The sequence below is a fragment of the Ensifer aridi genome (assembly GCF_002078505.1).
Classification (GTDB): domain Bacteria; phylum Pseudomonadota; class Alphaproteobacteria; order Rhizobiales; family Rhizobiaceae; genus Sinorhizobium; species Sinorhizobium aridi.
Genome location: NZ_LUAV01000016.1, coordinates 129,980 through 154,656, shown reverse-complemented (window position 1 = coordinate 154,656; position 24,677 = coordinate 129,980). Strand labels below are relative to the sequence as shown.

Genomic DNA, 24,677 nt, shown 5'->3' with positions numbered 1-24,677 from the left:
AATATCCTCTTTTGCTTTATCGGAAAATCAGAGCGTTGCGTGTCACAGGCAAGACGAAATGCTGGTTTGCAGTTGCAATTTCATCAGTGAAAAAGAGATCGAAGACACGATCATCAGCCTCCTCGATGAGGACTGTTGGCAGCTGATCGTGCCGGCGAAAGTTTATCATGCGATGGAAAAGCGCGGCCGTTGCTGCGGCTGCTTCCCCAACGTCGTAGACATCATCATCCGCACCACCGAAGAATATCACGCCAGCCGCCACTCGACGGAAGCCGAGATATTTGATTTCATGACCCGCCTCAGACAATTCCATGAAGAAAACCGGAGGGCGGATATTGAAAGGCGACGCAAAGGTCATCGAGCAGCTTAACGAAGCGCTCTTTCTCGAACTCGGTGCCGTAAACCAGTACTGGCTGCATTACCGTCTTCTCGAAGACTGGGGTTACACGCTGCTCGCCAAGAAGGAGCGCGCCGAGTCCATCGAGGAGATGCACCACGCCGACAAACTCATCGCGCGCATCATCTTCCTCGAAGGTCATCCGAACCTGCAGACCGTCGCACCGCTTCGCATCGGGCAGAATGTCAGGGAAGTGCTGAAGGCCGACCTCGCCGGCGAATACGACGCCCGCACGGCCTACAAGAACTCCCGCGATATCTGTCACGCCGCCGGCGACTATGTCTCGATGAAGCTCTTCGAAGAACTGCTCGCCGACGAGGAAGGCCATATCGATTTCCTGGAGACCCAGCTCGACCTGCTCGACAAGATCGGCGAGGAGAAATACGGCCAGCTCAACGCCGCTTCGGCTGACGAAGCCGAGTAAGCGTGAAGTCTCTTCGATTGCGAGCGCCGCGCTCTGGAGCGCGGCGCTCTTTTTTCATCGATGACAGAGAGGGTGAGGGGCGCGCATGTGGGTGGGCCGAGATGCCCGCAAGCTTTCCTCTTTAACCACTCAGCGCACCAGGTGGGAAAAGGCTGCGACGACCTGCTCATAGGCCTTGCGCTTGAAGGGCACGATCAATCCAGGCAGCTCGTGCATCGGCTTCCACTCCCAGGCGTCGAATTCCGGATCGTGGCCGCCGGGCGGCGGGTTGATGGCGATCTCGCTTTCGTCCCCTTCGAAGCGGAAGGCATACCAGCGCTGCGTCTGGCCGCGATATTTGCCCTTGAGGCCGATGCCGATCAGGTGCGGCGGCAGGTCGTAATTGATCCAGTCCGGCGCCTCGGCGATGAGCGAAACCGAGCGAATGCCGGTCTCCTCGTAAAGCTCGCGATAGGCAGCTTTCAGCGGGTCCTCGCCGTCGTCGATGCCGCCTTGCGGCATCTGCCAGAGCTGCGGCGAGCCGTCATATTCCGAATTGCCGACGGCAAGCCGGTGCCCTGCCCAGACGAGGCCCTCATGATTGAGGACCATGACGCCGACGCACTGCCGATAGGGTAAGTCCTCCGCCTTCACGATCCTGCCTTTGTCCTTACCCATATCCACTTTTCCTTAGCTGTGTCCGCGACCTCGATTACAGCGCCGCGCGTCTTATCAGACGCGCAAAGGTCGCTGTAACATTTTGAAGTGCTGCATGTTTTTATCCTTAAATCGGATACGATTAAGGAAACATGCAGTAACTCAATTTTGTTGCGGATCCTTGACGAGCGCGGCCGCGCCGACGAATTCGATGCCGCGGCCTTGGGCCTCCTCCATCCACTCGCCGATTGCCGCGACGCTTTCTTCGAAGGCGGAAGCGACGCCGATCGCCGTGCCGTTACGCCGCGCGATGCGCTCCAGTTCGTCGAGCCTGCGCAGGATGGCGCTCCGGCTGAGTTCGCCGTCGAGGACGAGATCGGCAAAGCCGTGCGGCACGTCGAAGGCGCTGGCAAGCGTTCCGGAGAGCGACTGAGCCGACGTGCCGTCGTCGAGGAACAGGAGGCCACGCTTGCCGAGATCGCGCATCACGGGCTCCAGCGCATCCGCGTCGGAGAGAAACCGCCCGCCGAGATAGTTCATGATCCCGGTGTAGTTGGTGATCTGGCCCATGCTCCGGTGCAGTTCCGCGAGGTTCTTCTTGGCGCTCGAGGAAACGCTGAGAGCATGCGGCCCCGGGTCGTTATCCGGAAAGTCGAAGGGCTCCATCGGCACCTGCAGCAGGATCTCGTGCCCGTCGCGCCTCGCATCCTGCATCCAGCGCTGCAGGCTGTTGCCGGCCGCGGCAAAGGCGAGCGTCACTTCCGGCGGCAGGTCGCGGATGGCGCGCTGCGTTCCCGTCTGGCTGAGGCCGAGCCCGCCGACGACGATCGCGATGCGGGTGCCGCGCGCGCCGGACCAGGGGCGCGCATACTGGTCCATAGGTCGTAAGCCGCCCGGGCCGATGATCGGCAGGCGGCCCTCGGGGCCGTCCTCCAGCAAATCCTCGTTCGGAAGCGCCGCCATGCGCGGGTCCTGGCCGCGTTGCCCGACATTGGTCAGCGCCGGGCCGTCGCTTTCGCGCGACCGCGGCGTGTATTTCGTCACCGTCGCGCCGTCATCGGTCAGCACCTTCTCAACGTGGGCGCCGGCGAGCGCGCCGCTGCGGCCGAGCGCCCCGGTGACTCTCTCGCTGTCAGGCTTCCTTGCGGCCGGTTTCTCATTGGCGACAGCGGTCGCTTCCGTCGCTGCCGGCGTCGCAGGCCTTCGCGTCAAGCCGTCGGGAGAAAGGGAGCTCCACGCGGAAAGTCCGATGACGGCGAGCGTCCCTAGGCTCAATCCCGAATAGCGAAGGACGCGTCCGAGATCGCGCTTGCGCGCCGGCTTCTCCTTCCGGTTCTGGCCAAGCGGGGCATTGAGATCAGTTCCCAAACGGAGCCTCGGTCGAGCTTACGGCATGTTTCCTTAAATCATACCGGATTTAATGACAAAAACATGCAGCAATTCAAAGTGCTCCAGCGTCCTTTGTGCGTCTGAAAAGACGCACGGCGCTGCAGATCAGGCCTGAATCGCCCGTCGGTCACGCGGCCGATTCGAAAGACCAGCGACAGGAAATCCGTGCACTTCTTCCCGATCATGTCCGGCAAAAGCCACCTTCGCGGGAGAATCATCGCATATCCGGCTGTATCGCCGATGCATAATAGAAAGGCGCCGGGTTGAACAGCCCGGCGCCTTTTGTCAGTCCTCGGTCGGCCCTTATTTCTTGAGCTCGGCCTGTTCCGGATTGGCGGGGAAGGCCGGATCCGTCTTCTTGCCGCGCAAGAGGTCCAGCGCATAGTTGAGCTGGATGTCGTCCTTTGCTTCCGGCGGCACGTAGGCGACCGATCCGGAGCCCTCGCCGTCCTCGTTCTGGCCCTTGATGTGGCCGCGCAGATCGGATTCGCCCTGCGCCTCCACCTTGCCCAGGAGTTCCGGCGGCAGCGGCTGCTCGACCTTGACGTCCGGTGTGATGCCGGTGCCCTGTATCGACTTGCCGGACGGCGTGTAATAGAGCGCCGTCGTCAGGCGCAGCGCGCCGGCATCGCCGAGCGGGATGATCGTCTGGACGGATCCCTTACCGAAGGAGCGTGTGCCGAGCACGGTCGCGCGCTTCAGATCCTGAAGGGCACCCGCGACGATCTCCGATGCCGATGCCGAGCCGCCGTTGACGAGGACGATAACCGGCTTGCCGTCGGCAAGGTCGCCGGGCGTCGCGTTGAAGCGGCGGGTTTCGTCCGGGTTGCGGCCGCGGGTCGAGACGACCTCGCCGCGCTCCAGGAAGGCGTCGGAGACATTGATCGCCTGATCGAGCAGGCCGCCCGGATTGAGGCGCAGGTCGAGGACATAGCCCTTGAGCTTGTCCGCCGGCACTTCCGCCTTGATCTTTTCGATGCCCTTCTTCAGGTCGTCGAAGGTCTTTTCGGTGAAGGAGATTACCCTGAGATAGCCGACATCGCCCTCGGTGCGGACCTTGACAGCGCGGACGGCGATCACGTCGCGCACGATCGTCAGCTCGATCGGCTTGTCGGCACCCTTACGCAGGATCGTCAGCTTGATCGGCGTGCCGACGGCACCGCGCATCTTGTCGACCGCTTCCTCGAGTTTCAGGCCGCGCACGTCCTGGCCATCTATCTTGGAAATGAAGTCGCCGGCAAGCACGCCGGCGCGTGCGGCGGGCGTATCGTCGATCGGGCTCGTCACCTTGACGAGATCCTCTTCCATCGTCACCTCGATTCCGAGGCCACCGAACTCGCCGCGCGTCTGCGTGCGCATGTCCTCGGCGTCGGCCGAGTTCATGTAGCTCGAATGGGGATCAAGGGACGAGAGCATGCCGTTGATGGCATTCTCGATCAGCTTGTCGTCCTGCGGCGGCGTCACGTATTGCGCGCGGACGCGTTCAAACACGTCGCCGAAGATCGCCAGTTCCCGGTATGTCGACGAATTGGCCGCCACGGCCGGGATGGTTGCCGAATAGACGACGCCCATCGCCGTCGCCCCCATCAGCGCCCCGACCAGAACAAGTGAAGCTCTACGTATCATTTCGCGCCTTTCCAACCTCTGCTGCGGTCCACCACGGTCGGGAATCAACCGGTTTCCCGTCTTTCCGGAACTCAATGTAAAGTGTCGGCCGGTCCGTTTCCAGCGTCAAGGCCGCCGCACTCGCCACTCTTTTTGCACCCATGGTCGCAACCGGCTCGCCGGCCACGACGAATTGCCCTGGGCGCACGCTGACGCTTTCCATTCCGGCGAGCACGATGTGATAGCCGTCGCCGGGATTGAGAATGATCATCTGCCCGTAGCTGCGGAAGCTGCCGGCATAGACCACCCACCCATCCGCCGGCGTGGTCACCAGCGCGCCTGCATTGGTTTCGAGCATGATCCCCTGCAGCGAGTGCCCGGTGCCGTCCGCGTCGCCGAAACGACGTACAAGCCACCCCGCGGCGGGATAGCTGAGCCTCTCCCGCAATTCCGAAAAGACATATGCAGGCGCAATGCGGTTTTTGTCGGGCACGGCGCTCTTGGCGAGCTCGCGCGCCGCCTCGCGCTCGGCTTCGTTCATCCGGCGGCGCTCCTCTTCCTCGGCGCGCGCGGCCGCGGCCGCTTCGCGCACCGAGGAGATCTCGGTTTCGAGCGAGGCGATCAGGCCCTCGAGATTGGTGGCCTGCAAGGCAAGCTCCTCAGCCTTGCGCTGTTCGGCCGCCAATTCGGTCGCATTCTGCTGCCGCAGCTTTTCCTTTTCGGCAACGAGCATCGACATGCGCCGTTCTTCCTCGAGACTGGCCGTCATCGCCGCCGTCAGCTCCTCGCGCTGGGTCGCGATACCGCTTCGGATGTTGGCGAGCGCCTTCAGGTCGGCGACCAGACTTTCGGTTTGTTCGCGTATTTCCGGAACGACGGCGCCGAGCAGAATGGCGCTGCGGACGGAGGCAAGCGCGTCCTCCGGCGTCACCAGGACCGCCGGCGGCGGGTTGCGGCCCATCCGCTGCAAGGCGGCAAGCACTTCGGCAAGCACGCCGCGCCGACCGCGAAGCGAACGCCGCACCACGTCTTCCTTCACGCGCAGATCGCCGAGCTTCCTTTCGCCATCGGCAATCTGGCGATCCAGCTCCTGCCGCTTCTTGGCCGATTCGACGAGCGCCGCACGCAATGCCTCGTTGCTCTTGTCGATCTCGGCGATCGTCTGTTCGAGAGACTGGGCGCGCTCGCGCGAAAGCGAGATCGTCTTCGACAGAGCCTCGAGCTCGCTTGCCGTGCTGTCGCGCCGCAGCTTCAGATCGGCGGTCGGATCGGGCGGGCCCTGCTCCACGGTATTCGTATCGGCAGGAGCGCCGACAGTCGTGTCCTGAGCTGTCGCCGGACCGATCATGGACAGGAACACCGCCGCGATCGCAGTGCCGCGGCCGATCCGCCGCGCCCAGCGCGCCCCCGGCACCAAATCGGCTCTATTTCTTTGAGGTCTCATCCAGTCTCGTGCGTCAAAAAGTTAGGAAACCCTAATCTGATTTGGTTGGGCGCACCAATACATATTCTCGTTATTGCTGCGAGAGGGGCGGTGGAGCGGCGCTGCTCCTTGGTGGGCGGAGCAGGCGGAATGCAGGCCGGATGAGGGGAGGCCACTCAAAGTCGTTCACGCTCGATGATAAGGATGGCCCGAAAGGATGGTCACCGCGCGGTAAAGCTGTTCGGCGATGAGAATGCGCACGAGCTGGTGCGGCCAGGTCATTTTGCCGAGACACAGCACGGCGTCGGCGCGCGAATGGAGCGCCGAGTCGAGGCCGTCGGCGCCGCCGATCGCGATCATCAGGTCGCGTTTGCCGCTGTCTCGGAACGTGCCGAGGAGGCTGGCGAAGGCCTCCGAATCGAGCGCCTTGCCGCGTTCGTCGAGGAGCACGAGCAGGCTGCCGTCGGCGAGCGCCTTTTCAAGCTGGGCGGCCTCCTCGCGTTTGCGTGTTCCGGCGTTGGCGGCACGGCTCTCATTCACTTCCACGACGCGCGCGAGTTCGAGGCCGACGGCCGGCCCGGCCTTTGCGAAACGGTCGAGATAGCGGCCCGCGAGATCCTTTTCCGGCCCCGCCTTCAGGCGGCCGACTGCGAAAAGTCCGATACGCATGACCCGATCTGTCCCCAACAAAAGATGCAGAACTTAAAAGTGTGGCAGCGACTTTCTGGTCAACGCGCGCCGCTGTGCCTGCCACCGCTCATCGGCGATGACAGCCGCATTTCAAGTTCGGCACTGGCCGTCGCTCCGTCCCGAGACGATGGGTCAGGATCGGGCGGCGTGTCTCAGTGCAGGGTGCCGTCCTCGATCTCCGGAGCCGCCCACATCTTTTCGATGTTGTAGAACTCGCGGATTTCCGGCCGGAAGATGTGAACGATCACATCGCCGGTGTCGATCAGCACCCAGTCACCACCCTCGAGACCTTCGACGCGGGCGTTGCCGAAGCCGTCGTCCTTCAGGTCCGTTATCAGGTGGTCGGCAATAGCCATCACATGCCTGTTCGACCGCCCGGAGACGACGACCATGAAGTCTCCCAGGGCCGATTTTCCGGCAATGTCGATGGTAACGATATTTTCTGCCTTTGAGTCCTCTAGGCTTTCGAGGACCAGTTGAAGCGCACGGACAGCGGCTTCGTCGCTTGCTTCCGCGCGGCGCGGGAATGCGGAGATCGCATATCCCTTGGCGTGTGCTGTTGTCAGGGTTTTTCCTTTCCAAATGAACAGAACAAGCACTTTCGATTCGAGCTTCAGGTCGAACCGTCCGTAAATGTAGGCACCAAACCTATACGGTTTCAAGACACGAGAATTGAATCATGGGAAATCACCCCGATTTGGCGGCTGCGTATTCTCTTAAATCGAAGCCGATTTATGGATATGAACATGCAGCAATTCAAAAGCTACAGCGAGCTTTGCGCGTCTGACGAGACGCGCGGCGCTGTAGAGCGCAGCGCCGTCGAGCTCAGGGGCGAGCGCGGCCCGTGGATGAAGGTCCAGGCCGGTGCGTGGCGAAAGGCCAGCGTTCCCGCATCGTCTTCGTCGACGCGCGCGTGGCCGAAGGTTCTCGCCATGCGCGACGAAAGATAGGCAAGCGTCGAGCCCGGCCGATCGACGACGGCGATCGGAAAGGTGCCGACGATCTTGCGCCAGTTCTGCCAGCGGTGGAAGTTCTTGAGATTATCCGCCCCCATGACCCAGACGAAGCGTACGTCGCGGTTCAGCGCCCGCACGATCTCGAGCGTGCGGGCCGTGTAGCTCTGCCCGAGCTTCTGCTCGAAGGCGGTGACCTTGATGCGAGGATTCCGCGCGATCTTCTCGCTCCACGCGATGCGCTCTGCAAGCGGCGCGAGATTGTTGCGGTCCTTTAGCGGGTTGCCCGGCGTCACCATCCACCAGAGCTGGTCGAGCCCGAGCCGGCGCAGCGCCGTCTCGGCGACGAGCACATGGCCGTCATGCGGCGGATTGAAGGAGCCGCCGAACAGACCGACCGCCATGCCGCCCTCGACATAAGGCATGCGCAGATAGCGCGGGTTCACTTCGCCGGGTGTCGTCAGGGCCGCACCTGTCCCGTGCCGCGCACGCGATATTTGAAGGACGTGAGCTGCTCTACGCCGACTGGCCCGCGCGCATGCATCTTGCCGGTGGCAATGCCGATCTCGCCGCCCATGCCGAATTCGCCGCCATCGGCGAACTGGGTCGAGGCATTGTGCAGAAGGATCGCGGAATCGATCTCGGAGAAGAAGCGCTCGACGATCGCCGGGTCCTCGGCGATTACCGCCTCCGTGTGGGCGGAAGACCAGGTGTTGATGTGCCCGATGGCGCCGGAGATGCCGTCGACGAGTTTCGCCGAAATGATCGCATCCAGGTATTCCGTCGCCCAGTCCTCGTCACTCGCCGCCTTCAGGCCGGGCAAGAGGTCCTTCAGCTCCTCCGATACGCGCACTTCACAGCCGGCATCGAGGAGCGCCTGAAGCAGCGGCTTTGCGAAGTTACCTGCGGCATTGCGGTCGATCAGCAGCGTTTCGGCGGCACCGCAGATTCCCGTGCGGCGCATCTTGGCGTTGACGACGATCTTCCTTGCCATATCGAGGTCGGCCGAAGCGTCGACATAGATGTGACAGAGGCCTTCCAGATGCGCGAAGACCGGCACCCGCGCCTCGTTCTGCACGCGGGCGACGAGGCTCTTTCCGCCGCGCGGCACGATCACGTCGATCGCGCCGTTGAGGCCGGTGAGCATGGCGCCGACGGCGGCACGGTCGGCGACCGGCACCATCTGGATCGCCTCTTCCGGAAGCCCTGCGGCCTTCAGACCTTCGACGAGACAGGCGTGGATCGCGCGCGAAGAGTGGAAGCTGTCGGAACCGCCGCGCAGGATGACCGCATTGCCGGCCTTGAGGCAGAGCGCGCCGGCATCGGCCGTGACATTCGGCCGGCTTTCATAGATCACGCCGATGACGCCGAGGGGCGTGCGCACGCGCTCGATATGCAGACCGTTGGGGCGGTCCCATTCGGCGATCACTTCGCCGACCGGATCCTTGAATTCGGCAATCGCGCGAATGCCGTCGGCCATGTCGCGGATGCGGCTTGCCGTCAGCGTCAGCCGGTCGATGAAGGCTTTTGCGACACCCGACTCGTGGGCGTTTTCGAGATCGACCGCATTGGCGGCGAGGATCTCGTCGCTCCTCGCGAGGATCGCATCCGCCATGGCGATGAGTGCCGCATGCTTGCGCTCGGCGCTGGCAATCGCAAGCGGTCGGGCGGCCGCTTTCGCACGCCGGCCGATCTCCAGCATGATCGCGTTGACGTCCTCTCCGTTGTCGACCGTGTCAAGCATGGAGCTTGCCCTCTCTTTCATCTCGTTCCTCCTCGGCCCGCGCGGCAGCCGGGGCGGTCATCACCATGTCGTCGCGGTGCACCATGGCAGCGCGGCCGGCATAGCCGAGGATCGCGCCGATCTCGGCCGATTTCTTGCCGGCGATCTGGCGCGCCTCGTCGGCGTCGTAGCCGGCAAGCCCACGGGCGATCTCGCGACCGGTGTTGCCCAAGATGGCGATCGTGTCGCCGCGGCTGAAAGTTCCCGTGACCTGCCTGACACCGGCCGGGAGCAGGCTCTTGCCGGAGCGCAGCGCCGCTTCCGCGCCGGCGTCGATTGCCACCGAGCCGGCGGGAAGAAGCTGTCCGGCGATCCAGGTCTTGCGCGCGGTTACCGGCGAGCCGGCAGGCGCAAACCACGACGAGCGGGCGCCCGCTTCGATCGCCGCCAGGGGATGGTCCGGCTTGCCGGAGGCGATGATCATGGCGCAGCCGGCCGTGGTGGCGATCTTGCCGGCATCGATCTTCGTTCGCATGCCGCCGCGCGAGAGCTCGGAGGCCGCCCCGCCCGCCATCGCCTCGATCTCGGGCGTGATCTCCGCGATCGTCTCTAGGAAGCGCGCCTCGGGGTCGAGATGCGGCGGTGCGGTATAGAGCCCGTCGATATCGGAAAGCAGGACGAGCAGATCGGCACCGACCATCGTCGCGACCCGGGCCGCCAGCCGGTCGTTGTCGCCGTAGCGGATCTCGGTCGTCGCGACCGTGTCGTTCTCGTTGATGATCGGCACGGAGCCGAGCTTCAAGAGCTGGCCGATCGTCGCGCGGGCGTTGAGATAGCGGCGGCGCTCCTCGGTATCGCCGAGCGTGAGCAGGATCTGGCCGGCGACGATGGCATGGGTCGAGAGGCTCTCCGACCAGGCGCGCGCAAGCGCGATCTGGCCGACGGCGGCAGCGGCCTGGCTCTCCTCGAGCTTCAGCGCGCCCGCCGGCAGGTCGAGCACCGTGCGGCCGAGCGCAATCGCGCCAGAAGAGACGACGAGCACTTCCGCGCCTTTCGCCTTGAGGGCGGCGATATCGGCGCACAAGGCGTCGAGCCAGGCCTTCTTCAGCCCCGTCTTGCGGTCGACGAGCAGCGCCGATCCGATCTTGATGACGACCCGGCGGTATTTCTCGATCGCTTTGCGGGTCTTCGTCATCTCACGCGTTCTCCTCGCCGGATTTGGCGGCGACAATGACGCCACGCAGCGCCCGCAGCGCTTCCGTCATGCCCCTGTTGGTGACGGCCGAGAGCAAGAGCGGCGGCGTGCCGCAGGCCTTGGCGAGGGCCTTCGATTTGGCCTTCAGCTCCTCATCGTCGAGCACGTCGATCTGCGACAGCGCCACGATCTGCGGCTTCTCTTCAAGGCCGCCGCCATAGGCATCGAGCTCGTGCCGCACCGTCGTATAGGCCTTGGCGACATCCTCCTCCTGCGCGGAGACGAGGTGTAGCAGCACGCGCGTGCGCTCGACATGGCCGAGAAAACGGTCGCCGATGCCGATGCCTTCATGGGCGCCTTCGATCAAGCCCGGAATGTCGGCGATGATGAATTCCTGTTCGTCGACTGTGGCGACGCCGAGATTGGGGTGCAGCGTCGTGAACGGATAATTGGCGATCTTCGGCCGGGCGCGGGTGCAGGCGGCGAGAAAGGTCGACTTGCCGGCATTCGGCAGGCCGACGAGACCGGCATCGGCGATCAGCTTCAGCCGCAGCCAGATGGTCTTCTCCTCGCCTTCGAGGCCGGGATTAGCCCAGTTTGGCGCCTGGTTGGTGGAGGATTTGAAATGGGCATTGCCGAAGCCGCCATTGCCGCCGGCGGCGAGACGATAGCGCTGGCCTTCCTCCACCATGTCAACAATCAGCGTCTCATTGTCTTCCTCGAAGATCTGCGTGCCGACCGGCACCTTCAGCGTCACGTCGGCGCCCTTGGCGCCGGTGCGGTTGCGGCCCATGCCGTGCGTGCCGGTCTTTGCCTTGAAGTGCTGCTGGTAGCGAAAGTCGATGAGGGTGTTGAGGCCGTTGACGGCCTCCACCCAGACATCGCCGCCGCGACCGCCGTCGCCGCCGTCCGGACCGCCGAACTCGATGAACTTCTCGCGCCGGAAGGAAACGGCGCCCGCGCCGCCATCCCCGGACCGGATATAGACCTTTGCTTCGTCGAGAAATTTCATGTGGCTGCCATCTGTTTTCTGTATCGGCTAATTTGCCGCCATCGATATAGGCGGTTATCTTGGAGGTCAAAGACTATCGTGCGCTTCACGAGCTACAATATCCAATACGGCATCGGTCTCGACGGGCGTTTCGATCCCGAGCGCATCGCCGCTTGCCTTCGCAACGCCGATATCATCGCCCTGCAGGAAGTGACCCGCAACTTCCACCGCAACGGCAATGTCGATCTTGTTCGGACCTTCGAAGAGCTGCTTCCCGGCTATTTCTCCGTTTTCCATGCGCCATGCGACCTCGATGCCGGCTCATCGATCGAGAACGGCCGTGCCATCAACCGCCGCTTTCAGTTCGGCAACATGATCCTGTCGCGCTGGCCGATTCTGTGTGCGCGGCTGATCATGCTGCCGCGCACGCGCACCGTGAGCCCGATGAATTTGCAGCGCGGCGCGACGGAAGCCTTGATCGCCACGCCCACGGGCCCGCTGCGCGTCTATTCCGTACACCTCGACCATGTGTCGCCCACCGAGCGGATCTCCCAGATCGAGTTCCTGAAAGAGCGCCTCATCAACTATCCGCTCGAGGGCGGGGCGATTTCCGGAGCCGCCGATTTCGGCTTTGCCGAGCCGCCGCATCCCGAAGAATTCGTGGTGATGGGCGATTTCAACATGGAGCCGGAATCGCCGGAATACAACGCGATGACGGGGACTGCCGACGCATTTTACGGACGTTCGCTCCGCGTCGGCAATCCGGTCGACGCACTTGCCCATCTGGGTCGGCTGACTCCGCAAAGCTATAGCTGGATCCATCCGGACGACCCGCAAAGGCGCATGCATCTCGATTATTGCTTTCTCAGCGCCGGCCTTATCACGCGCCTGAAGGACGCCTGGACCGATTACGAAGCGACGGGATCGGACCATCTCCCCGTCGGCTTCGAGCTTCATTGAACATGAAAACCCCGCCGGAGAGGAGCCGGCGGGGTTCGGATTGTTCACGCCGGCCGGCGCAGCCCCTCGGCCGCAAGCCGCGTCTCGATATGTGCCACCATGGCGTTGCGGGCGAGCGCATAGATCTGGCTGCAGCCGGTCACCTTGAAGCCGAGCTTCTCCTGCAGCCGCAGCGAAGCCGGATTGTCGGCAAAGACGCCCGAATGGAGCGTCACCTCCGGCATGCGGCGAAAGAAGCGCTCGACGGCGGCATAAACCGCCTCGCTCGCCAGGCCCTTGCCCCAGTAGAACCGGTTCAGCCAATAGCCGACATGCCATCGACCGTGCCGGAGCTCGATGCCGATGCAGCCGATATGGACATCGTCGCCCGCGGTGATCGCCAGCGTCCAGTCCGGTAGGACATTGGCGGTCTGGCGGTTGAGCCAGTCGAGCGCATCCTGCTGGTCATAGGGAGCGGGGACGCGCGCAAGCATGCGCGCGACCTGAAAGTCGCTGAGCGATTCGGCGATCGCTGGCGCATCGGAGAGCCGATGAGGGCGGAGTCTCAGCCGCTCCGTCTCGATCACCGGAGAGGGGCCGGGATCGGGACGGGCAACGAGGCGCGAGCGTTCGGAAACGAGCGCGTTCATCGGACACCTCCCCAGCTTCTCAGCGATACCCAGGTCTTGCGGTCGAGCCGGTACCACTCGACGGCAACCATGCCGCCGAGCGCCAGGCTGCCGACCATGCCGGAGCCCTGGAACTGGAAACCGCACTTCTGGATGACGCGGCGCGAGGCCATGTTCATGACCCGGCAGCGCGCATCGATCTGATCGATGTCGCGGGTGCGGAAGGCCATATCGGTCAAGGTTTGCGCCGCTTCCGTGGCATAGCCCTGGTTCCAGTAGGGCTCGCCCAGCCAATAGCCGAGCTCGACCGTCTTGCCGTCGGCATGCGGCTCGATCCCGCAGCAGCCGAGGAATGCGCCGTTGTCCGCTTTCGTGATCGCGTAGACGCACTTGCCAATCGTGCCGGCTTTTGCACGTCGCACGAAATCGGCCGCATCCGCCGTGGTGTAGGGGTGCGGCATGCGCGAGACCATGGTGGCGATATTGGCGTTGTTGGCAAGATGGGCAAGGGCGTCGATATCGTCTTCATGCGGCGCGCGCAAAACGAGCCGGGGCGATAACAATATCGGGCAATCGGTCCTTGACCGCTGAGGCCTCAGCCTTTGTTCGGGAGACCGGGATTGGTCTTCCCTCAAGAGCTCGGTTTGCATGGTTCTTCCTCCAGAGACGCGAAAAGGGGAGTTGGGTATTGCCCCATCTCCCCTTTTGAAGTCTGGCCTTTGAACCTTGCGGGTGCATCAGCCGGGTCGATGAGACGCCGGCTGTTTTAGAGCGCTACCGGCTTATTCCGCTGCTTCCGCTTTCGGCATTACAGACACGTACACGCGGCCATTGGCCTTCGTACGGAAGTCCACGTTGCCCGCCGTAAGCGCAAAAATCGTATGATCCTTGCCGAGGCCGACATTGGCGCCGGCATGCCACTTCGTGCCGCGCTGGCGCACGATGATGTTGCCCGCAACGACGGCTTCGCCGCCGAACTTCTTCACGCCAAGGCGCTTGGACTCAGAATCGCGACCGTTGCGCGACGAACCGCCAGCTTTCTTGTGTGCCATTGGTGTTCTCCTTTAAACCTTCGATCCTGGAACTCAGTTTGCAGCTTCTTCGGCGGCGGCTTCGGTCTTCTTCGAAGCCTTCTTCGCCTTGCCGCCTGCGGCAGCGATGTCCAGGATGCGGACGATCGTCTGGTGCTGGCGATGGCCGCGCGAGCGCTTGGAGTTCTGGCGGCGGCGCTTCTTGAAGGCGATGACCTTCTTGGCGCGGCCCTGGTCCACAACTTCGGCGCTGACTACGGCACCTTCGACAAACGGAGCACCGATGGTGGCATCGGCGCCGGCGCCGACCATCAGGATCTCGGTGAATTCAATCTTGTCGCCAGCAACGCCTTCGAGCTTTTCGATGGTGATGACGTCGTTGGCCGCCACGCGGTACTGCTTACCGCCGGTCTTGATGACTGCGAACATATTTTATCCTTTCATGTTCGGTCCGGCTCTTTGCCTCGAGAGACAAGGCCGTCTTTTTATCAGTCGTTACGTGGAGCGAAGCGCCTCGGAAACCCTAAACCTTCGCCAGTGAACGGGCACAAGCTCGTACCCGGCGCGGCATGGCAGGACCACACCACCTCATTGCGCGGATTAAGAGAATCGCTCTTGCTTGTCAAGGCGAAAGCCACCATATCGCAGATATTCTTCTAAAGAGCCCTTGCCAGCGGCGGAAACTGCCGCTATGAACCGGCCGCGCTCGAGAGAGCGCCAACCGGCCCGCGGAGAGGTGGCAGAGTGGTTGAATGCACCGCACTCGAAATGCGGCATGGGTGCAAGCCCATCGGGGGTTCGAATCCCCCCCTCTCCGCCATCTAAGGTCTTGATCTAGCATATGTTTTTTCGTCTGCGAGTCTCTCGCTTGGCATCGCAGACGTCTATGCCGCCGATCACCAGCCTGAAAGGGCCACGTTTGCGGCGCATCTCCAGCTGGAGATCCAACGCCACGCCGCTTCACTTTGGTTTCTGATTACGGATCCGTTGCGCGTTATTCTTTGAAACCTGGTGATGAGTGAGTCGCCTAAGACTGCGGTCTCGAACCCCCGCTTGAAGTAGGCATTGTCTTCCTGCATGGTCGGCGCCTCAGCTATTGGGGATGGGGATTGAGCGTCGAGAATGAGGGAGCGTTCTGAAAATGAAGGCAGATTGCCCGCACTGGCACTTTGGTATCGAAGAGCACAGCGGCAGCCGGTAATCGACAAGCGCCCCGCGCTTGAACTCCACGTCAATCTGTGGAGGCGAACGGGCCATAAAGCTCGCGAAAAGGACATCAATTATCTCGACCTTGGAATCCAGATACATGAGTTGCGTGATCTAACGGCGCTGCAGCTATACGTGCCATTCTCGTTGGATGACGGTCCCGTCGAGGATCTCGGCTATCGCCTTAGACAAAGAGAAATAGCAAGCGCTGTATTCAATGAAGTGCTGGACGTGGAAGATGGTCAGGAATGTCAGCCATCGTTCTTCATTCGGAAGAACGGTGACCACTTCTTGACGGTTCATCCGATCGATGAAGGCTCCGACATCCAACAAGATTCCGCCGGTCAGGGGACAATTCTTATATTCGACGAGAATTTCTGCTCGAAACTTCAGTCGCCGGGCGAACATTATATGCGTATTCGCTTCAAACTGAATAATAGGGCTGCGGAGATATTCAGTTCGGATGTTAGTAGTGAAGACGGGTTTCTGCTCAGTTCGATCACGACGTCAGAAATTACTGAGATACGAATAAATGAAGCGAGGAGTATTCCAGAAGCGGTTCAGAAACGAGCAAAAGAGGGAGTTTGGCGATCACCTCAAATAACCGCCATCCACTACTTTCTTGTTCGGGAGATCAGTTTTGACCTCGTCGCCTCCCATGCGAGCTTCCGGAAAATAAGACGAATGGAACCGGAGTGGGACGCCTATCTTGGCGGTGAGTTCCCCGACGGTTCTGCGCGCAATATGCTTATCTACCATTGGCGAAAGAGCGGCGATGGGAGAGAGGGTGACGTCGGGGATTTTGTAACTTTGGCCAAATTTCGTAGGTCAAAAGGTAATATCCTACTATATATATTCCTCGTAGTTTTTTTTGGAAGTTTAGGAAGTGGTTTGCATTCTTCTTTCTCATTCCTGATCGAGAGGCCGAAAGCACAGGAATTCACTTGGATGCAATTATTCTTTCCGCCAACTGGTTGGGCATATGTCGCCGCAACAGGGTGGATCGCATTAATCACCGGCCTTGCGCTGACCTATCAAAAGTGGCCAATATGGCCTAGACGTAGGTGAGCGGTCCTCTACCTAGTTAATGTCGTCTAGTGTATTATAGCGATTCGCCTCGCCCGGGAGCCTTCATGCATCTACATCACGTCGATAGCGCACCAGTAGCGCCAGCCCGTCCGGATTCGAACGGTCTGAGCCTTATATCTGGGTTCGACGCGCTTTATCCCGATATTGAGCATTGGTTTGCTTCAAAGGTTGCTCCTGGCCTCTCGGATGGGAGCAGGCGGCTGCTCATCGAACGGGACCTAGATTCTGTGCGGGGATTTGCGATCCTCAAGAAGGAGGCGCATGAGCGCAAGATTTGCACGTTGTGGGTTCGTCCCGACCAACGTAGGCGGGGCGTCGGACAACGACTCATCGATGAGTCGATCGCCTGGCTAGAATGCGAGAAACCTATGTTGACCGTGCCAGAGGAAGCGATCCTGGATTTCTGGGGCTTGTTGACCAGAAATGGTTTTGAGCTGCGGCAGCGTGCTGTCAATTACTACCGGTTAGGCAGGTGCGAGTATGTTTTCAATGGTAGACTGCCTGGACCGTTAGATGGTGCCATAATGCAATAGCACTCTTTCGAGCACGTCCTCCTCCTGCGGGTTGACGACCTCGATTGGACATCCACGTTCAGCCGCAACGTGTCGCATTTGCTGGAGCTCTGATCTCTGCAGCATTTCCATCATTGCTAAAGCATCAGCTGTTGCCTCGATGCCCTTTCGCTGCAGGAGACGCCGAGGCTCCGTTTGCATGAAGACGAATGCGCGGAGGGGAAGGTCCTTGAAAAAAGAGGCTGGCACTTGGAAGAGGTGGTCGCCGACGGGTATTGTCAAATGCCCGTCGAGTATAGTCTTGCTTGTGAGACGTTTGGCGAGCAGGGCGTTTCGCAGGGTCTGCTGATTTTCCTCGAGCTCCGGAGGGGAGGGCTTCTCGGTCGGTCGCCAGAAGTCTCTTAAGATTGAGCTCGCCCGCAGGTGCACAAAATCAGGATGGCGAGCGACAAACCGCTCGAGGGCTGTAGTTTTTCCCGTTCCCGATGCGCCGCCAGCGAAAATCATAGTTTAACAACAGCTTCGTTCAAAGAGTCCGCCCATCTCCATGACTGCGGGGGCTTGAAATTGTATTTCTTTTCTAACTCATCACGCGTCATTTCCGGGAAGATGTTTTCCATCAAACTCAGCCGTATGGCACTCGCGACCTCTAGCCCATCGAAATAAGCCAGATACTCGGAACGCAGACATCCCGTCTTACTCCCAATTTCATCCCATAGCACTTCTTTCGATTGAGCAACTATCTCAACGACATTGCAAGCACATGTCACCTTCGAATCCGGTGCAGTGCTGTAGATAAGGGCGACTTGCCCAACAGCTTCTTTGGGAGGGGGTCTACGGCGGAGCTCGTAGGTCTTCTCGCCGCTTGCGATCAGTCTTGCCCATCTCGGTTTGATGCTGAACATGAGCAACGCGGCAGTTCCTTCTCTGTAACCGTAGCTGGTGCGTTTTATCCCTATCGCATGAGTCGTGCCAGAAAAGTTTGTGTAGCGGATCGCTTTCATCGCGCGATGGTGCTCTGATTAGGTTGGCATTGCAGGAGGCTCCGTTGTTGATTGCGCCGGTTAATCCTTGGCAGCCCTCTGAGGGCATCCTACGCGTGATCTGCAATATCCAGTGGAGATCACATGGCGACAATCCGTAAACCAAGAGGAAGCTGGCAAGCCAGGTGCGCCGTCGCGGCATGAAACCCTGCTGCAAGTCCTTCGACACGAAGCAGGAGGTCGAAAAGTGGACGCCCGCGTCGGGAGTGAATACCTCGGGTCGTTGCTAACGATGAACAGCGACCCGAGGCATAGCGTCACTTCTTCTTCACAGTCTCGACTGTATGCGTGCGGGGCTTTGCTTTGGCCGTGGAGACCTTGGTAAAGCGACCGGTGACCGCGCTGCGGCCGATTTTCGTTGATTTAGGCATTCTAAATTCACCTCCTTCCCGTAAGTATCGGTTACTTCCCAGGAGACACGGAACGATCGCGCCTCTCAGGTCAACTTGCCGGGAAGTCTGGAGGTAGTTGTTTTGCAGGGGGAATTTCAGGGAACATCCGTCCCTTCATCACATCTGCAATTCGGCCGAAGTTCAGCCCTGCGTAATAGCCCGAGATCCAAGAGTATGGGATCTTCTTTATCCGGGCCAGTTTGATGATCGGAACCATGTCCGGAGTCACCCTACGGTCGTGCATATCCTTTCCTTTCTAGAAAGGCTATGACCGAATAACGGTTGACGGGATTCCTAAAATGAATCATGGTCGAATTGCAAAGATGTCCGTTACGCGGTCATTGTTCTGACCCGAAACCATTTTCGGATCAGTTTGAATCGAGGCGCACGCGCCCCGGCTCTGACGCCCTTGTGGCGACTGCTGAAATAACCGGGTGGCTAGACCCCGTTAGATCAGGAAGTGGTTTACACATGGGAACTAGTGCTTTTCGGAGGACTGCTGGCCCGGTCTACCGGCTGTAAGTCCTCCGAATTCATCTCATTTGATTCTCCCCTCTTTCACGTATTTTGACCACATGACGCGAGCAGCGGCAGGGTTCATGTTGCACGCTTCAGCCGCAGCGTCAGAGTTAGCGAACAGGTGGACGTGTCGCGACGATAGCATCAAAGTTCCGGCGAACTCATCCGCTTGCCATTCGCTATCGGTGTAAATCTTGTCCGCATCCTCCCGCGATCTGGCAAACTTGACATCGCGATGCATAAGGAAGTGCGCAAACTCATGGCACGCGGTAAATCGGTCGCGCCGGTTCCCCCTACACGCGCCTTCATAGACATCTTCCCGGAAGATAATTGAATTCGAGCCGGCCAATACTCGGCCCTCGTCGTCGCCCATCACTGCCGCCGTTTCGACGTCTATAAAGAAGTCCGGAAGGATCTTGTTCAGCTTGAACTCCAAAACCTCCATAATAGGAAACTCGACCTGGTCATCAGAGACGAAAACTTCCCGGATCTTTTCCGCAAATCTCCGCAGCTTGTCGGTTGACATAGGGGGCACCACGATCCCCCGGCGTTTTCGAAAGAATGGCGATTCTCCGCCGATCGACTTCAAGACGATCTTCTTCAACGCCTCCATGAGATCACTAGGAACGTCGTCAAGCTTCCGAGCAAATGCTGCGACTAGCTCGCGTTGCTCTCCGCGCAAGTTGTCGACCCTGACTTCTTTGCGGGTCTTCTCAGCGGCCCCACGCAGCCGACGGATCTCCTCTGCCGACAAATTCATCGCCTGTGAGATCTTGTGAAGATAGCCGTCCGGGATCTGTTTGCGCCCAGTCTCAATCGCAGAAACAAATGCTGTGCTCTGGTCCAGCTTCACAGCAAGGTCCAAGAGCCGCATGTCTCTGTCAAGGCGTAGCTTTCGAAGCTCGACGCCGAATGGTGTAAGCTTTGCCATGGCGAATCTCCCTGCAATCGATCTTTGGAGAGAAGAAACCATTCACGAAGAAAAATCAACCAAGAAGGAAGAAAAATATTTGAATGCGGTTGAGGCATCTCAAGCGACCTCGTTAGGGGGCTTAGGCGTTAAAACCTTCGTCTTCCGGGATTGTCGTTTGTTGGCTTAGCTCTTGGCACCCCTCCCGGGGCATCCTACGCGTGATCGACAACACGGTTGGAGATCACATGGCGACGATCAGGAAGCTCAGAGGACGTTGGCAAGCTCAGGTCCGCCGGCGTGGGATGAAGCCCCGCTGCAAGTCATTCGACACGAAGCAGGAAGCCGAGAAGTGGGCTCGCGATCTGGAAGCCCAGGTCGATCGCTTCGGTGCCGCTCCGGACACGCGGATCCTCGAGTCGACGACGCTCGCCGAGCTCCTTGAGCGCTACAAGCAAGAAGTCTCGCCGACCAAGCGCGGTTCCGTCCAGGAAATCCAGAGGATCGACGTCCTCAAGCGACATGGTATTGCATATCGAACGATGGTTGGGCTCTCTCCACAAGACATTTCAGCCTTCCGCGACGAGCGCCTCCGAACCGTAGCTCCATCTACTACCGTGCGCGAGCTCGCGATCCTGAGCCATGTCATTGAGGTTGCTATGCGCGACTGGGGACTGCCGCTGAGTCGAAATGTCGTGAAGCTCGTGCGCCGTCCAGTTATTCGTAACGAGCGCAAGCGTCGTCTGCAGGGCGATGAAGAGCAGCGCCTGCTCGACGCATGTGCCGGCGGGAAAATTCCGTTCTTCAAGACGCTCATCATTGTTGCCATCGAGACCGGGATGCGCCGTGGAGAGATCCTCGGGCTGCAATGGTGCGATATCGCGCACAATCGCCGGGTGATCGCGTTGAAGATGACGAAAAACGGATCCGAACGAGAAGTGCCTCTGTCACAGCGCGCGTTCGACGCGCTGACGGAGTGGAAGACGCGGGCGGATGCGGACCAGCCCCGCGTGTTTCCGATGACTCCAGGTTCGCTAGAGCAAGCTTGGTATCGTCTTCTCACCCGGGCTGAGGTGACAGAGCTAGGGTTCCACGATCTACGTCACGAGGGGGTCAGCCGCTTGTTCGAGCGCGGGCTCAACGTGATCGAGGTAAGTAGCATCTCAGGGCACAAAGAGCTCCGAATGTTGAAGCGCTATACCCACTTGAGCGCCGACGATCTTGTCGGTCGCCTCGGATAGATCAATCTACAACTCCGATGCGTCGCGCAGCCCTGCGCGACCTTTACATTTTCCCGATCGCACGCAAGGTTTGTCAGGTTTGTAGACGAAAACCGTTGCAAAATACCTATCGATGGTTGCGTTCGCGGGTGTGCAGACGTTGTCAATTGACGCCGAAGCCTGACGAACCTTTACGCTAACTTTACGCTAACTTGACAGATCCGCTTGATTTCTGCGTTTTCGCCCCACGCGTAAAGGTTCTCAAGCCCGCTTTGGTTGTGTCGAGCCAAAGCTTAGCCTGGGCGTTCTTGAGACGGTGCCGGACACAAGGTGCAAGTGCCTACGGTGTGGCAGGTTGGTCGGTCGAGGTCTCTCAAAACCCCTTGATTCTCAGCGTCGAACACATATCCAAGTGTGTCACCAGGTATGGAGTAGTAGATATCTTCGAGCGATGCGGCCTCGCCATTCCGGTATGAATAGGGTCGGGCTGCCCCAGACAGCGTCATACTTGCGATTGGATTGACGTCATCGCCGGCGATCATTCGCTGCGCGCCGCCCTACTGTTCGCCACCATCCGGTGCCGAGAAGCCTCCTTTGCCTTTCTCACGCCGAGCCTCGGAGAGGGCGACCCGGAGAGCGAAGTCCTAGGAAAAATCAACGTCTATGATGGGGATGCCTTCCATGCTGGCGAGTGCCCGAGGTCCAATCCTCCCATGAAATCGACAGGGAAGCTCGTAGGCGAGCGTGGGCGATGAAGCGCACTTCTTACGCATTTCGCACCACGGATCGCGCCAGCGAAAAACCTCGAGTCAATCGCGTGTAAGCGGGTCTGAACTTTCGCTCACGACCTTATGCGCTCCAATCGCGATCCCGCTACAACTAGAACAGCAAGTGCTTGCACACATTTCATGAACACAAACCGGACGACAGCCGTCGTCCGAAGGAGAAGCTATGTCATTTTACTCCAACTCGTCAGCCCAGAGGCTTGGCGACACCATCGAGGCTATGCGCCTGGTGATGCCCGGCCTGCTGGAACGTGAACGCGAGGTTGCGGATAAGAAGTGGTTTGCCTATCGCTTCATGTCACCGCTTGCTGCAACGAAGCATTTCGCGGAATTGTATAGCAAGGGGTTCAAGGAACACATCCGGTTCAACCGAGATCGTGACGAGGCGGAGCTCCGGCAGGGACTGGGGCAGAAGATCTTCAACAAGCCCAGCCGCTCCCTGACTGAACTCTGGCATGCTCGTCAGCGCGCGGATGAACTTGGCCTTCCCTACGAATTGCTTATCGAATTTGGTTTCGATTTTGCCCGCAAGGGTGGCTGGAAGAATCCGCCTCGGCCCATGCAGCTCTTCGGATCCGCAGAATCTGGCGTCGCCTGGCCGCTGGAGATCAAGAAGTTTCTGAACGACCGGCTGCCCCTGTTGGTTGATAGGTTTGCAGGTCTTCCGCAGTATCGTGTCGAGAACTACCGGCACCTGCCGGTCCAGGACGAGTTCCGCGCCTACCTCGTGGATCATCTTGGTGCCTCCACCAAGCCTTGGGCATTTCGGCTGACTGGACCGTGCATTGAGAAGCGGCACCTCCCCGTGCTGCTCGCGATCAAGCTCGCACCGAAGGACCAGCGTGGGCGTATCATGACCGAACTTCGCCTTGAACTGGAAAGCGATCTGCTCCTTGAGACGCCGAAGGTGTCTCTTCCGAAGATTGCATTCGTGCCCGCCTGTTTCGGCCTGGCTACCTCAGACCCGGCTGCATCACGCTGCTCATCATGCTCGTTCAATATGTATTGCCAGCATATGAGCAAGGCTGTGTCAGCCGAGATGATCAAGCGTCATGGCAGCGTCTCTACGCTGAGGGACGAGCGGGACGAGAAGCGCAAGGCAGGGCAGCGGCGTAGGACCGCGCGGTGCCGCGCAAAGAAGAAGGCAGCGAACTTGATGTCATCACCCGAAGCGAATTGACCGCCCGGACGGCAGCAGTGTAACGGTCTGCCAGATGTATTTATTATTCTAATTAGATATAATAAATATTTGGTCGAGCGTTACACTTTTTCGGCCAAATCCTGCCTCCGGGCGGTCGCTACGCTCCCCTGTTTCTTCCTGACTATAAGCAGCGCGCCGGACCGGCGCGCTGACCAAGCCCTATTCCCTCTGAGGGAGGTCGCTGGGTTCATGAGGCCTTGAAGAGCAATAGGCTGTCAGACTTCTGGCTCCGATCCGACAAGGAGATCGAAGAGACTTTTGCTGGCCTTGAATAAACCTGCCGCTGTCGGTGAAGGTCATGAGCCGTCGGCGAACTCGGCCTGTTGCCTCAGAAGTCGCGCCAGCGTCCGCGGGTGGACGCGGTATTCGTTAGCGACCTCGGCGATCGGTCGCCGGGCCGTTTCAATGACTGTTTTGGCATCAACCAATTGCTCTTGCGTCATCGCCGGCCTTCTGCCGATTCGGCTACCTCGAGCCCGAGCAGCGGCCATTCCGGCTCGGGTTCGTTCGCTAATCAGCGAACGCTCAAATTCGGCCATGCTTGCCAACACGTGCAACAAGAGGCGACCTCCCGACGTGCTGGTGTCCAAGCTCTCGCTCAGCGACCGGAACTCGACGCCGCGCTCGTTCAGATCGCGGACGAGCTTGAGCAGTTCAAAGAGCGATCGTCCCAGCCGGTCGAGTCGCCAGACAATGAGGGTGTCGCCGGCACGCAGTTTCTTCAGAAGCTCACTTAGCCCTGGACGAGAAAAGTCCGAGCCTGAGAAACCCTCATCCGTGTGGATCCTGTCACAGCCTGCGGCTTTCAGCGCGGTCAACTGCAGGTCCAAACTTTGTTCGGTCGTGCTGACACGACCATATCCGAAACTCGGCATCTCCACCCTTGTCGGTTCTCGTAAGCAGAAGGGTAATCCGCTGATACTACCCGCCAAACCATTGATTTAAAGGAACCTTTTTGTGCAGGCGGGAATTTCTGTTGACCACGCGAACCACGCTGAACGAATTCAGCGAGTTAGCGCGGGCGCTGAAACGCGGGTTCGTTATGACGGAACCCTTCCCTTTTGTGCAGCGAACTTGATCGCTCTTGCCTCGGTGCTCTCAATGAAGCTCTTGCCGCTCTCGATGCTCATATTCTCTGCTGCCGCCTCCTCCTCGTTCGCTGAGGGGACCACCGTTCACGCGTTTATTGGCACGAAATCGATGGAAACAAAGGCAAATGCGCTCGAGGTCACGTGGTCCAGCGAGTTGGAGGAGATCGAGATCCATGACGAGAAGATCGAAAGCAGCAGCCCGTTCCTTCTTCGCTGCGGAGATGACGGACGGCAGTATGTGATGATCTCCATCCCAGCAGAAGACGACATTTGGCCCACGGTGACAGAAGATGTTCGTGCGACCGCGGACGTGATGGCATTTGGTAGTGATCTCGAAATTACAGGTGTGCCGCTTTCCTCGATGAAAGCGGGAAGCCACCGCTTGATCTTCGTTGATCTCGGAAAGCGCATCTCGGAATTTGTCCGGCATTGGTATAGTGGCATGAGCGTCAGGATCGCCACCAAACCTGGCCGAGGCTTAGAAGACCTAAATTTCATAGTCGCAGCCCCGCTGCCGGATGCAGGTGCACGTGAAAAGTTTGCTGAGACGATCGCTCTTTGCCAGATATTTGCGCGGTAAATAAAACGCCTGTGTGCGCTCACCGGCACGTTTGGCTCGGCGGCTGCGCTGTTGCAACGTCAGGATGGACGGAGCCAGCCAGCGACCTCCTGTGAGTCAACCAG

Annotated in this window: 27 protein-coding genes, 1 tRNA gene and 2 pseudogenes; 11 read left to right on the top strand and 19 right to left on the bottom strand. The window is 60.0% G+C overall.

All coding sequences use genetic code 11. The features are described 5' to 3' along the window. The first annotated feature begins 58 nt into the window (after positions 1–58). Positions 59–370 (top strand): (2Fe-2S)-binding protein, encoded by a 312-nt coding sequence (locus AYK65_RS15995; RefSeq protein ID WP_026620093.1) that lies wholly within the window; start codon positions 59–61, stop codon positions 368–370. Beyond that, positions 336–821 carry a bacterioferritin gene (gene bfr, locus AYK65_RS15990; RefSeq protein WP_026615450.1) on the top strand — a complete coding sequence of 162 codons (486 nt, stop codon included), beginning with the start codon at positions 336–338 and terminating at the stop codon, positions 819–821. Before AYK65_RS15995 ends, bfr begins: the two co-directional genes overlap by 35 nt. A gap of 129 nt (positions 822–950) precedes the next feature. Here the strand turns inward: bfr and AYK65_RS15985 are convergent, their stop codons facing one another. The 10 genes from AYK65_RS15985 to obgE all read right to left on the bottom strand — a co-directional run bounded on the left by AYK65_RS15985 (position 951) and on the right by obgE (position 11,447). Next, complete coding sequence (locus tag AYK65_RS15985; protein WP_026615451.1) at positions 951–1,478, bottom strand: RNA pyrophosphohydrolase; 528 nt, start codon at positions 1,476–1,478, stop codon at positions 951–953. A gap of 141 nt (positions 1,479–1,619) precedes the next feature. Next, entirely contained in the window at positions 1,620–2,825 is a 1,206-nt protein-coding gene (locus AYK65_RS15980; RefSeq protein ID WP_081158974.1) for a divergent polysaccharide deacetylase family protein, read from the bottom strand. A 324-nt stretch (positions 2,826–3,149) separates the two neighbouring features. Continuing rightward, positions 3,150–4,472: a S41 family peptidase gene (locus tag AYK65_RS15970; protein ID WP_026615453.1), complete on the bottom strand. Its 1,323-nt coding sequence runs from the start codon at positions 4,470–4,472 to the stop codon at positions 3,150–3,152. Beyond that, on the bottom strand, positions 4,462–5,895 hold the full coding sequence (locus tag AYK65_RS15965) for a murein hydrolase activator EnvC family protein (RefSeq protein WP_046120543.1): 1,434 nt from the start codon (positions 5,893–5,895) through the stop codon (positions 4,462–4,464). Before AYK65_RS15965 ends, AYK65_RS15970 begins: the two co-directional genes overlap by 11 nt. A gap of 165 nt (positions 5,896–6,060) precedes the next feature. Next, a complete protein-coding gene (gene rlmH / locus AYK65_RS15960) occupies positions 6,061–6,543 on the bottom strand; it encodes a 23S rRNA (pseudouridine(1915)-N(3))-methyltransferase RlmH (RefSeq protein WP_026615455.1) in 483 nt (160 codons plus the stop codon). 173 nt (positions 6,544–6,716) lie between these two features. Beyond that, positions 6,717–7,199 (bottom strand): ribosome silencing factor, encoded by a 483-nt coding sequence (gene rsfS, locus AYK65_RS15955; protein WP_420810256.1) that lies wholly within the window; start codon positions 7,197–7,199, stop codon positions 6,717–6,719. 128 nt (positions 7,200–7,327) lie between these two features. Further along, on the bottom strand, positions 7,328–7,963 hold the full coding sequence (locus tag AYK65_RS15950; RefSeq protein WP_081158971.1) for a nicotinate-nucleotide adenylyltransferase: 636 nt from the start codon (positions 7,961–7,963) through the stop codon (positions 7,328–7,330). Positions 7,964–7,977: 14 nt separating this feature from the next. Beyond that, positions 7,978–9,261: a glutamate-5-semialdehyde dehydrogenase gene (locus tag AYK65_RS15945; RefSeq protein ID WP_026615457.1), complete on the bottom strand. Its 1,284-nt coding sequence runs from the start codon at positions 9,259–9,261 to the stop codon at positions 7,978–7,980. Next, complete coding sequence (gene proB, locus AYK65_RS15940; protein ID WP_026615458.1) at positions 9,254–10,435, bottom strand: glutamate 5-kinase; 1,182 nt, start codon at positions 10,433–10,435, stop codon at positions 9,254–9,256. The genes AYK65_RS15945 and proB overlap by 8 nt, the downstream gene beginning before the upstream one ends. A gap of 1 nt (position 10,436) precedes the next feature. Then, entirely contained in the window at positions 10,437–11,447 is a 1,011-nt protein-coding gene (gene obgE, locus AYK65_RS15935; protein WP_026615459.1) for a GTPase ObgE, read from the bottom strand. A 78-nt stretch (positions 11,448–11,525) separates the two neighbouring features. Here obgE and AYK65_RS15930 point away from each other — a divergent pair, with 78 nt between their 5' ends. Next, a complete protein-coding gene (locus AYK65_RS15930) occupies positions 11,526–12,386 on the top strand; it encodes an endonuclease/exonuclease/phosphatase family protein (RefSeq protein ID WP_046120542.1) in 861 nt (286 codons plus the stop codon). Positions 12,387–12,430: 44 nt separating this feature from the next. Here AYK65_RS15930 and AYK65_RS15925 read toward each other — a convergent pair whose 3' ends face one another. From AYK65_RS15925 to rplU, 4 genes and pseudogenes are all read right to left on the bottom strand, one after another. After that, positions 12,431–13,015, bottom strand: coding sequence for a GNAT family N-acetyltransferase (locus AYK65_RS15925; RefSeq protein WP_026615461.1), 585 nt, complete (start codon positions 13,013–13,015; stop codon positions 12,431–12,433). Beyond that, positions 13,012–13,644, bottom strand: coding sequence for a GNAT family N-acetyltransferase (locus AYK65_RS15920; protein WP_026615462.1), 633 nt, complete (start codon positions 13,642–13,644; stop codon positions 13,012–13,014). The genes AYK65_RS15925 and AYK65_RS15920 overlap by 4 nt, the downstream gene beginning before the upstream one ends. A 132-nt stretch (positions 13,645–13,776) precedes the next feature. Continuing rightward, the gene (gene rpmA, locus AYK65_RS15915; protein WP_026615463.1) at positions 13,777–14,046 is read right to left on the bottom strand and encodes a 50S ribosomal protein L27; all 270 of its coding nucleotides are present in this window, start codon (positions 14,044–14,046) and stop codon (positions 13,777–13,779) included. Between the two features lie 96 nt (positions 14,047–14,142). After that, a pseudogene (gene rplU, locus AYK65_RS15910) lies at positions 14,143–14,454 on the bottom strand (50S ribosomal protein L21); the annotation flags it as partial. 301 nt (positions 14,455–14,755) lie between these two features. On the opposite strand from rplU, the gene AYK65_RS15905 reads away from it, so the two are divergent. The 3 genes from AYK65_RS15905 (at position 14,756) to AYK65_RS33850 (ending at position 16,853) form a co-directional block, all read left to right on the top strand. Then, positions 14,756–14,845, top strand: a tRNA-Ser gene (locus AYK65_RS15905). 302 nt (positions 14,846–15,147) lie between these two features. Continuing rightward, a complete protein-coding gene (locus AYK65_RS15900; RefSeq protein ID WP_139793195.1) occupies positions 15,148–16,299 on the top strand; it encodes a hypothetical protein in 1,152 nt (383 codons plus the stop codon). 65 nt (positions 16,300–16,364) lie between these two features. After that, on the top strand, positions 16,365–16,853 hold the full coding sequence (locus AYK65_RS33850; RefSeq protein WP_081158968.1) for a GNAT family N-acetyltransferase: 489 nt from the start codon (positions 16,365–16,367) through the stop codon (positions 16,851–16,853). Here AYK65_RS33850 and AYK65_RS15890 read toward each other — a convergent pair. Both AYK65_RS15890 and AYK65_RS15885 read right to left on the bottom strand, forming a co-directional pair. Beyond that, positions 16,830–17,339, bottom strand: a complete 510-nt coding sequence (locus tag AYK65_RS15890; RefSeq protein ID WP_081158966.1) for an AAA family ATPase — start codon at positions 17,337–17,339, stop codon at positions 16,830–16,832. The two genes, AYK65_RS33850 and AYK65_RS15890, sit on opposite strands and share 24 nt — an antisense overlap. Further along, the gene (locus AYK65_RS15885; RefSeq protein ID WP_081158965.1) at positions 17,336–17,836 is read right to left on the bottom strand and encodes an ASCH domain-containing protein; all 501 of its coding nucleotides are present in this window, start codon (positions 17,834–17,836) and stop codon (positions 17,336–17,338) included. The genes AYK65_RS15890 and AYK65_RS15885 overlap by 4 nt, the downstream gene beginning before the upstream one ends. Before the next feature lie 123 nt (positions 17,837–17,959). Between AYK65_RS15885 and AYK65_RS32980 the strand changes: the two are divergent. Continuing rightward, positions 17,960–18,066, top strand: a pseudogene (locus AYK65_RS32980) (site-specific integrase); the annotation flags it as partial. Between the two features lie 250 nt (positions 18,067–18,316). Here AYK65_RS32980 and AYK65_RS15880 read toward each other — a convergent pair. Both AYK65_RS15880 and AYK65_RS15875 read right to left on the bottom strand, forming a co-directional pair. Next, positions 18,317–18,484, bottom strand: a complete 168-nt coding sequence (locus AYK65_RS15880) for a hypothetical protein (RefSeq protein ID WP_244559985.1) — start codon at positions 18,482–18,484, stop codon at positions 18,317–18,319. Between the two features lie 321 nt (positions 18,485–18,805). Further along, positions 18,806–19,717, bottom strand: a complete 912-nt coding sequence (locus AYK65_RS15875) for a helix-turn-helix domain-containing protein (RefSeq protein WP_172402004.1) — start codon at positions 19,715–19,717, stop codon at positions 18,806–18,808. Here AYK65_RS15875 and AYK65_RS32410 point away from each other — a divergent pair. From AYK65_RS32410 to AYK65_RS15865, 3 genes are all read left to right on the top strand, one after another. Beyond that, positions 19,716–19,886 carry a hypothetical protein gene (locus tag AYK65_RS32410; protein WP_172402003.1) on the top strand — a complete coding sequence of 57 codons (171 nt, stop codon included), beginning with the start codon at positions 19,716–19,718 and terminating at the stop codon, positions 19,884–19,886. The genes AYK65_RS15875 and AYK65_RS32410 overlap by 2 nt on opposite strands. A 58-nt stretch (positions 19,887–19,944) precedes the next feature. Continuing rightward, positions 19,945–20,937, top strand: a complete 993-nt coding sequence (locus AYK65_RS15870; protein WP_081158960.1) for a site-specific integrase — start codon at positions 19,945–19,947, stop codon at positions 20,935–20,937. A 930-nt stretch (positions 20,938–21,867) separates the two neighbouring features. Then, positions 21,868–22,881, top strand: coding sequence for a hypothetical protein (locus tag AYK65_RS15865; RefSeq protein WP_081158958.1), 1,014 nt, complete (start codon positions 21,868–21,870; stop codon positions 22,879–22,881). A 317-nt stretch (positions 22,882–23,198) separates the two neighbouring features. On the opposite strand, the gene AYK65_RS15860 is transcribed toward AYK65_RS15865, so the two are convergent. Beyond that, positions 23,199–23,777 carry a recombinase family protein gene (locus tag AYK65_RS15860; RefSeq protein ID WP_081158957.1) on the bottom strand — a complete coding sequence of 193 codons (579 nt, stop codon included), beginning with the start codon at positions 23,775–23,777 and terminating at the stop codon, positions 23,199–23,201. An 82-nt stretch (positions 23,778–23,859) separates the two neighbouring features. Between AYK65_RS15860 and AYK65_RS15855 the strand changes: the two genes are divergently transcribed. After that, the gene (locus AYK65_RS15855) at positions 23,860–24,573 is read left to right on the top strand and encodes a hypothetical protein (RefSeq protein ID WP_081158955.1); all 714 of its coding nucleotides are present in this window, start codon (positions 23,860–23,862) and stop codon (positions 24,571–24,573) included. The last annotated feature ends 104 nt before the right edge of the window (positions 24,574–24,677 follow it).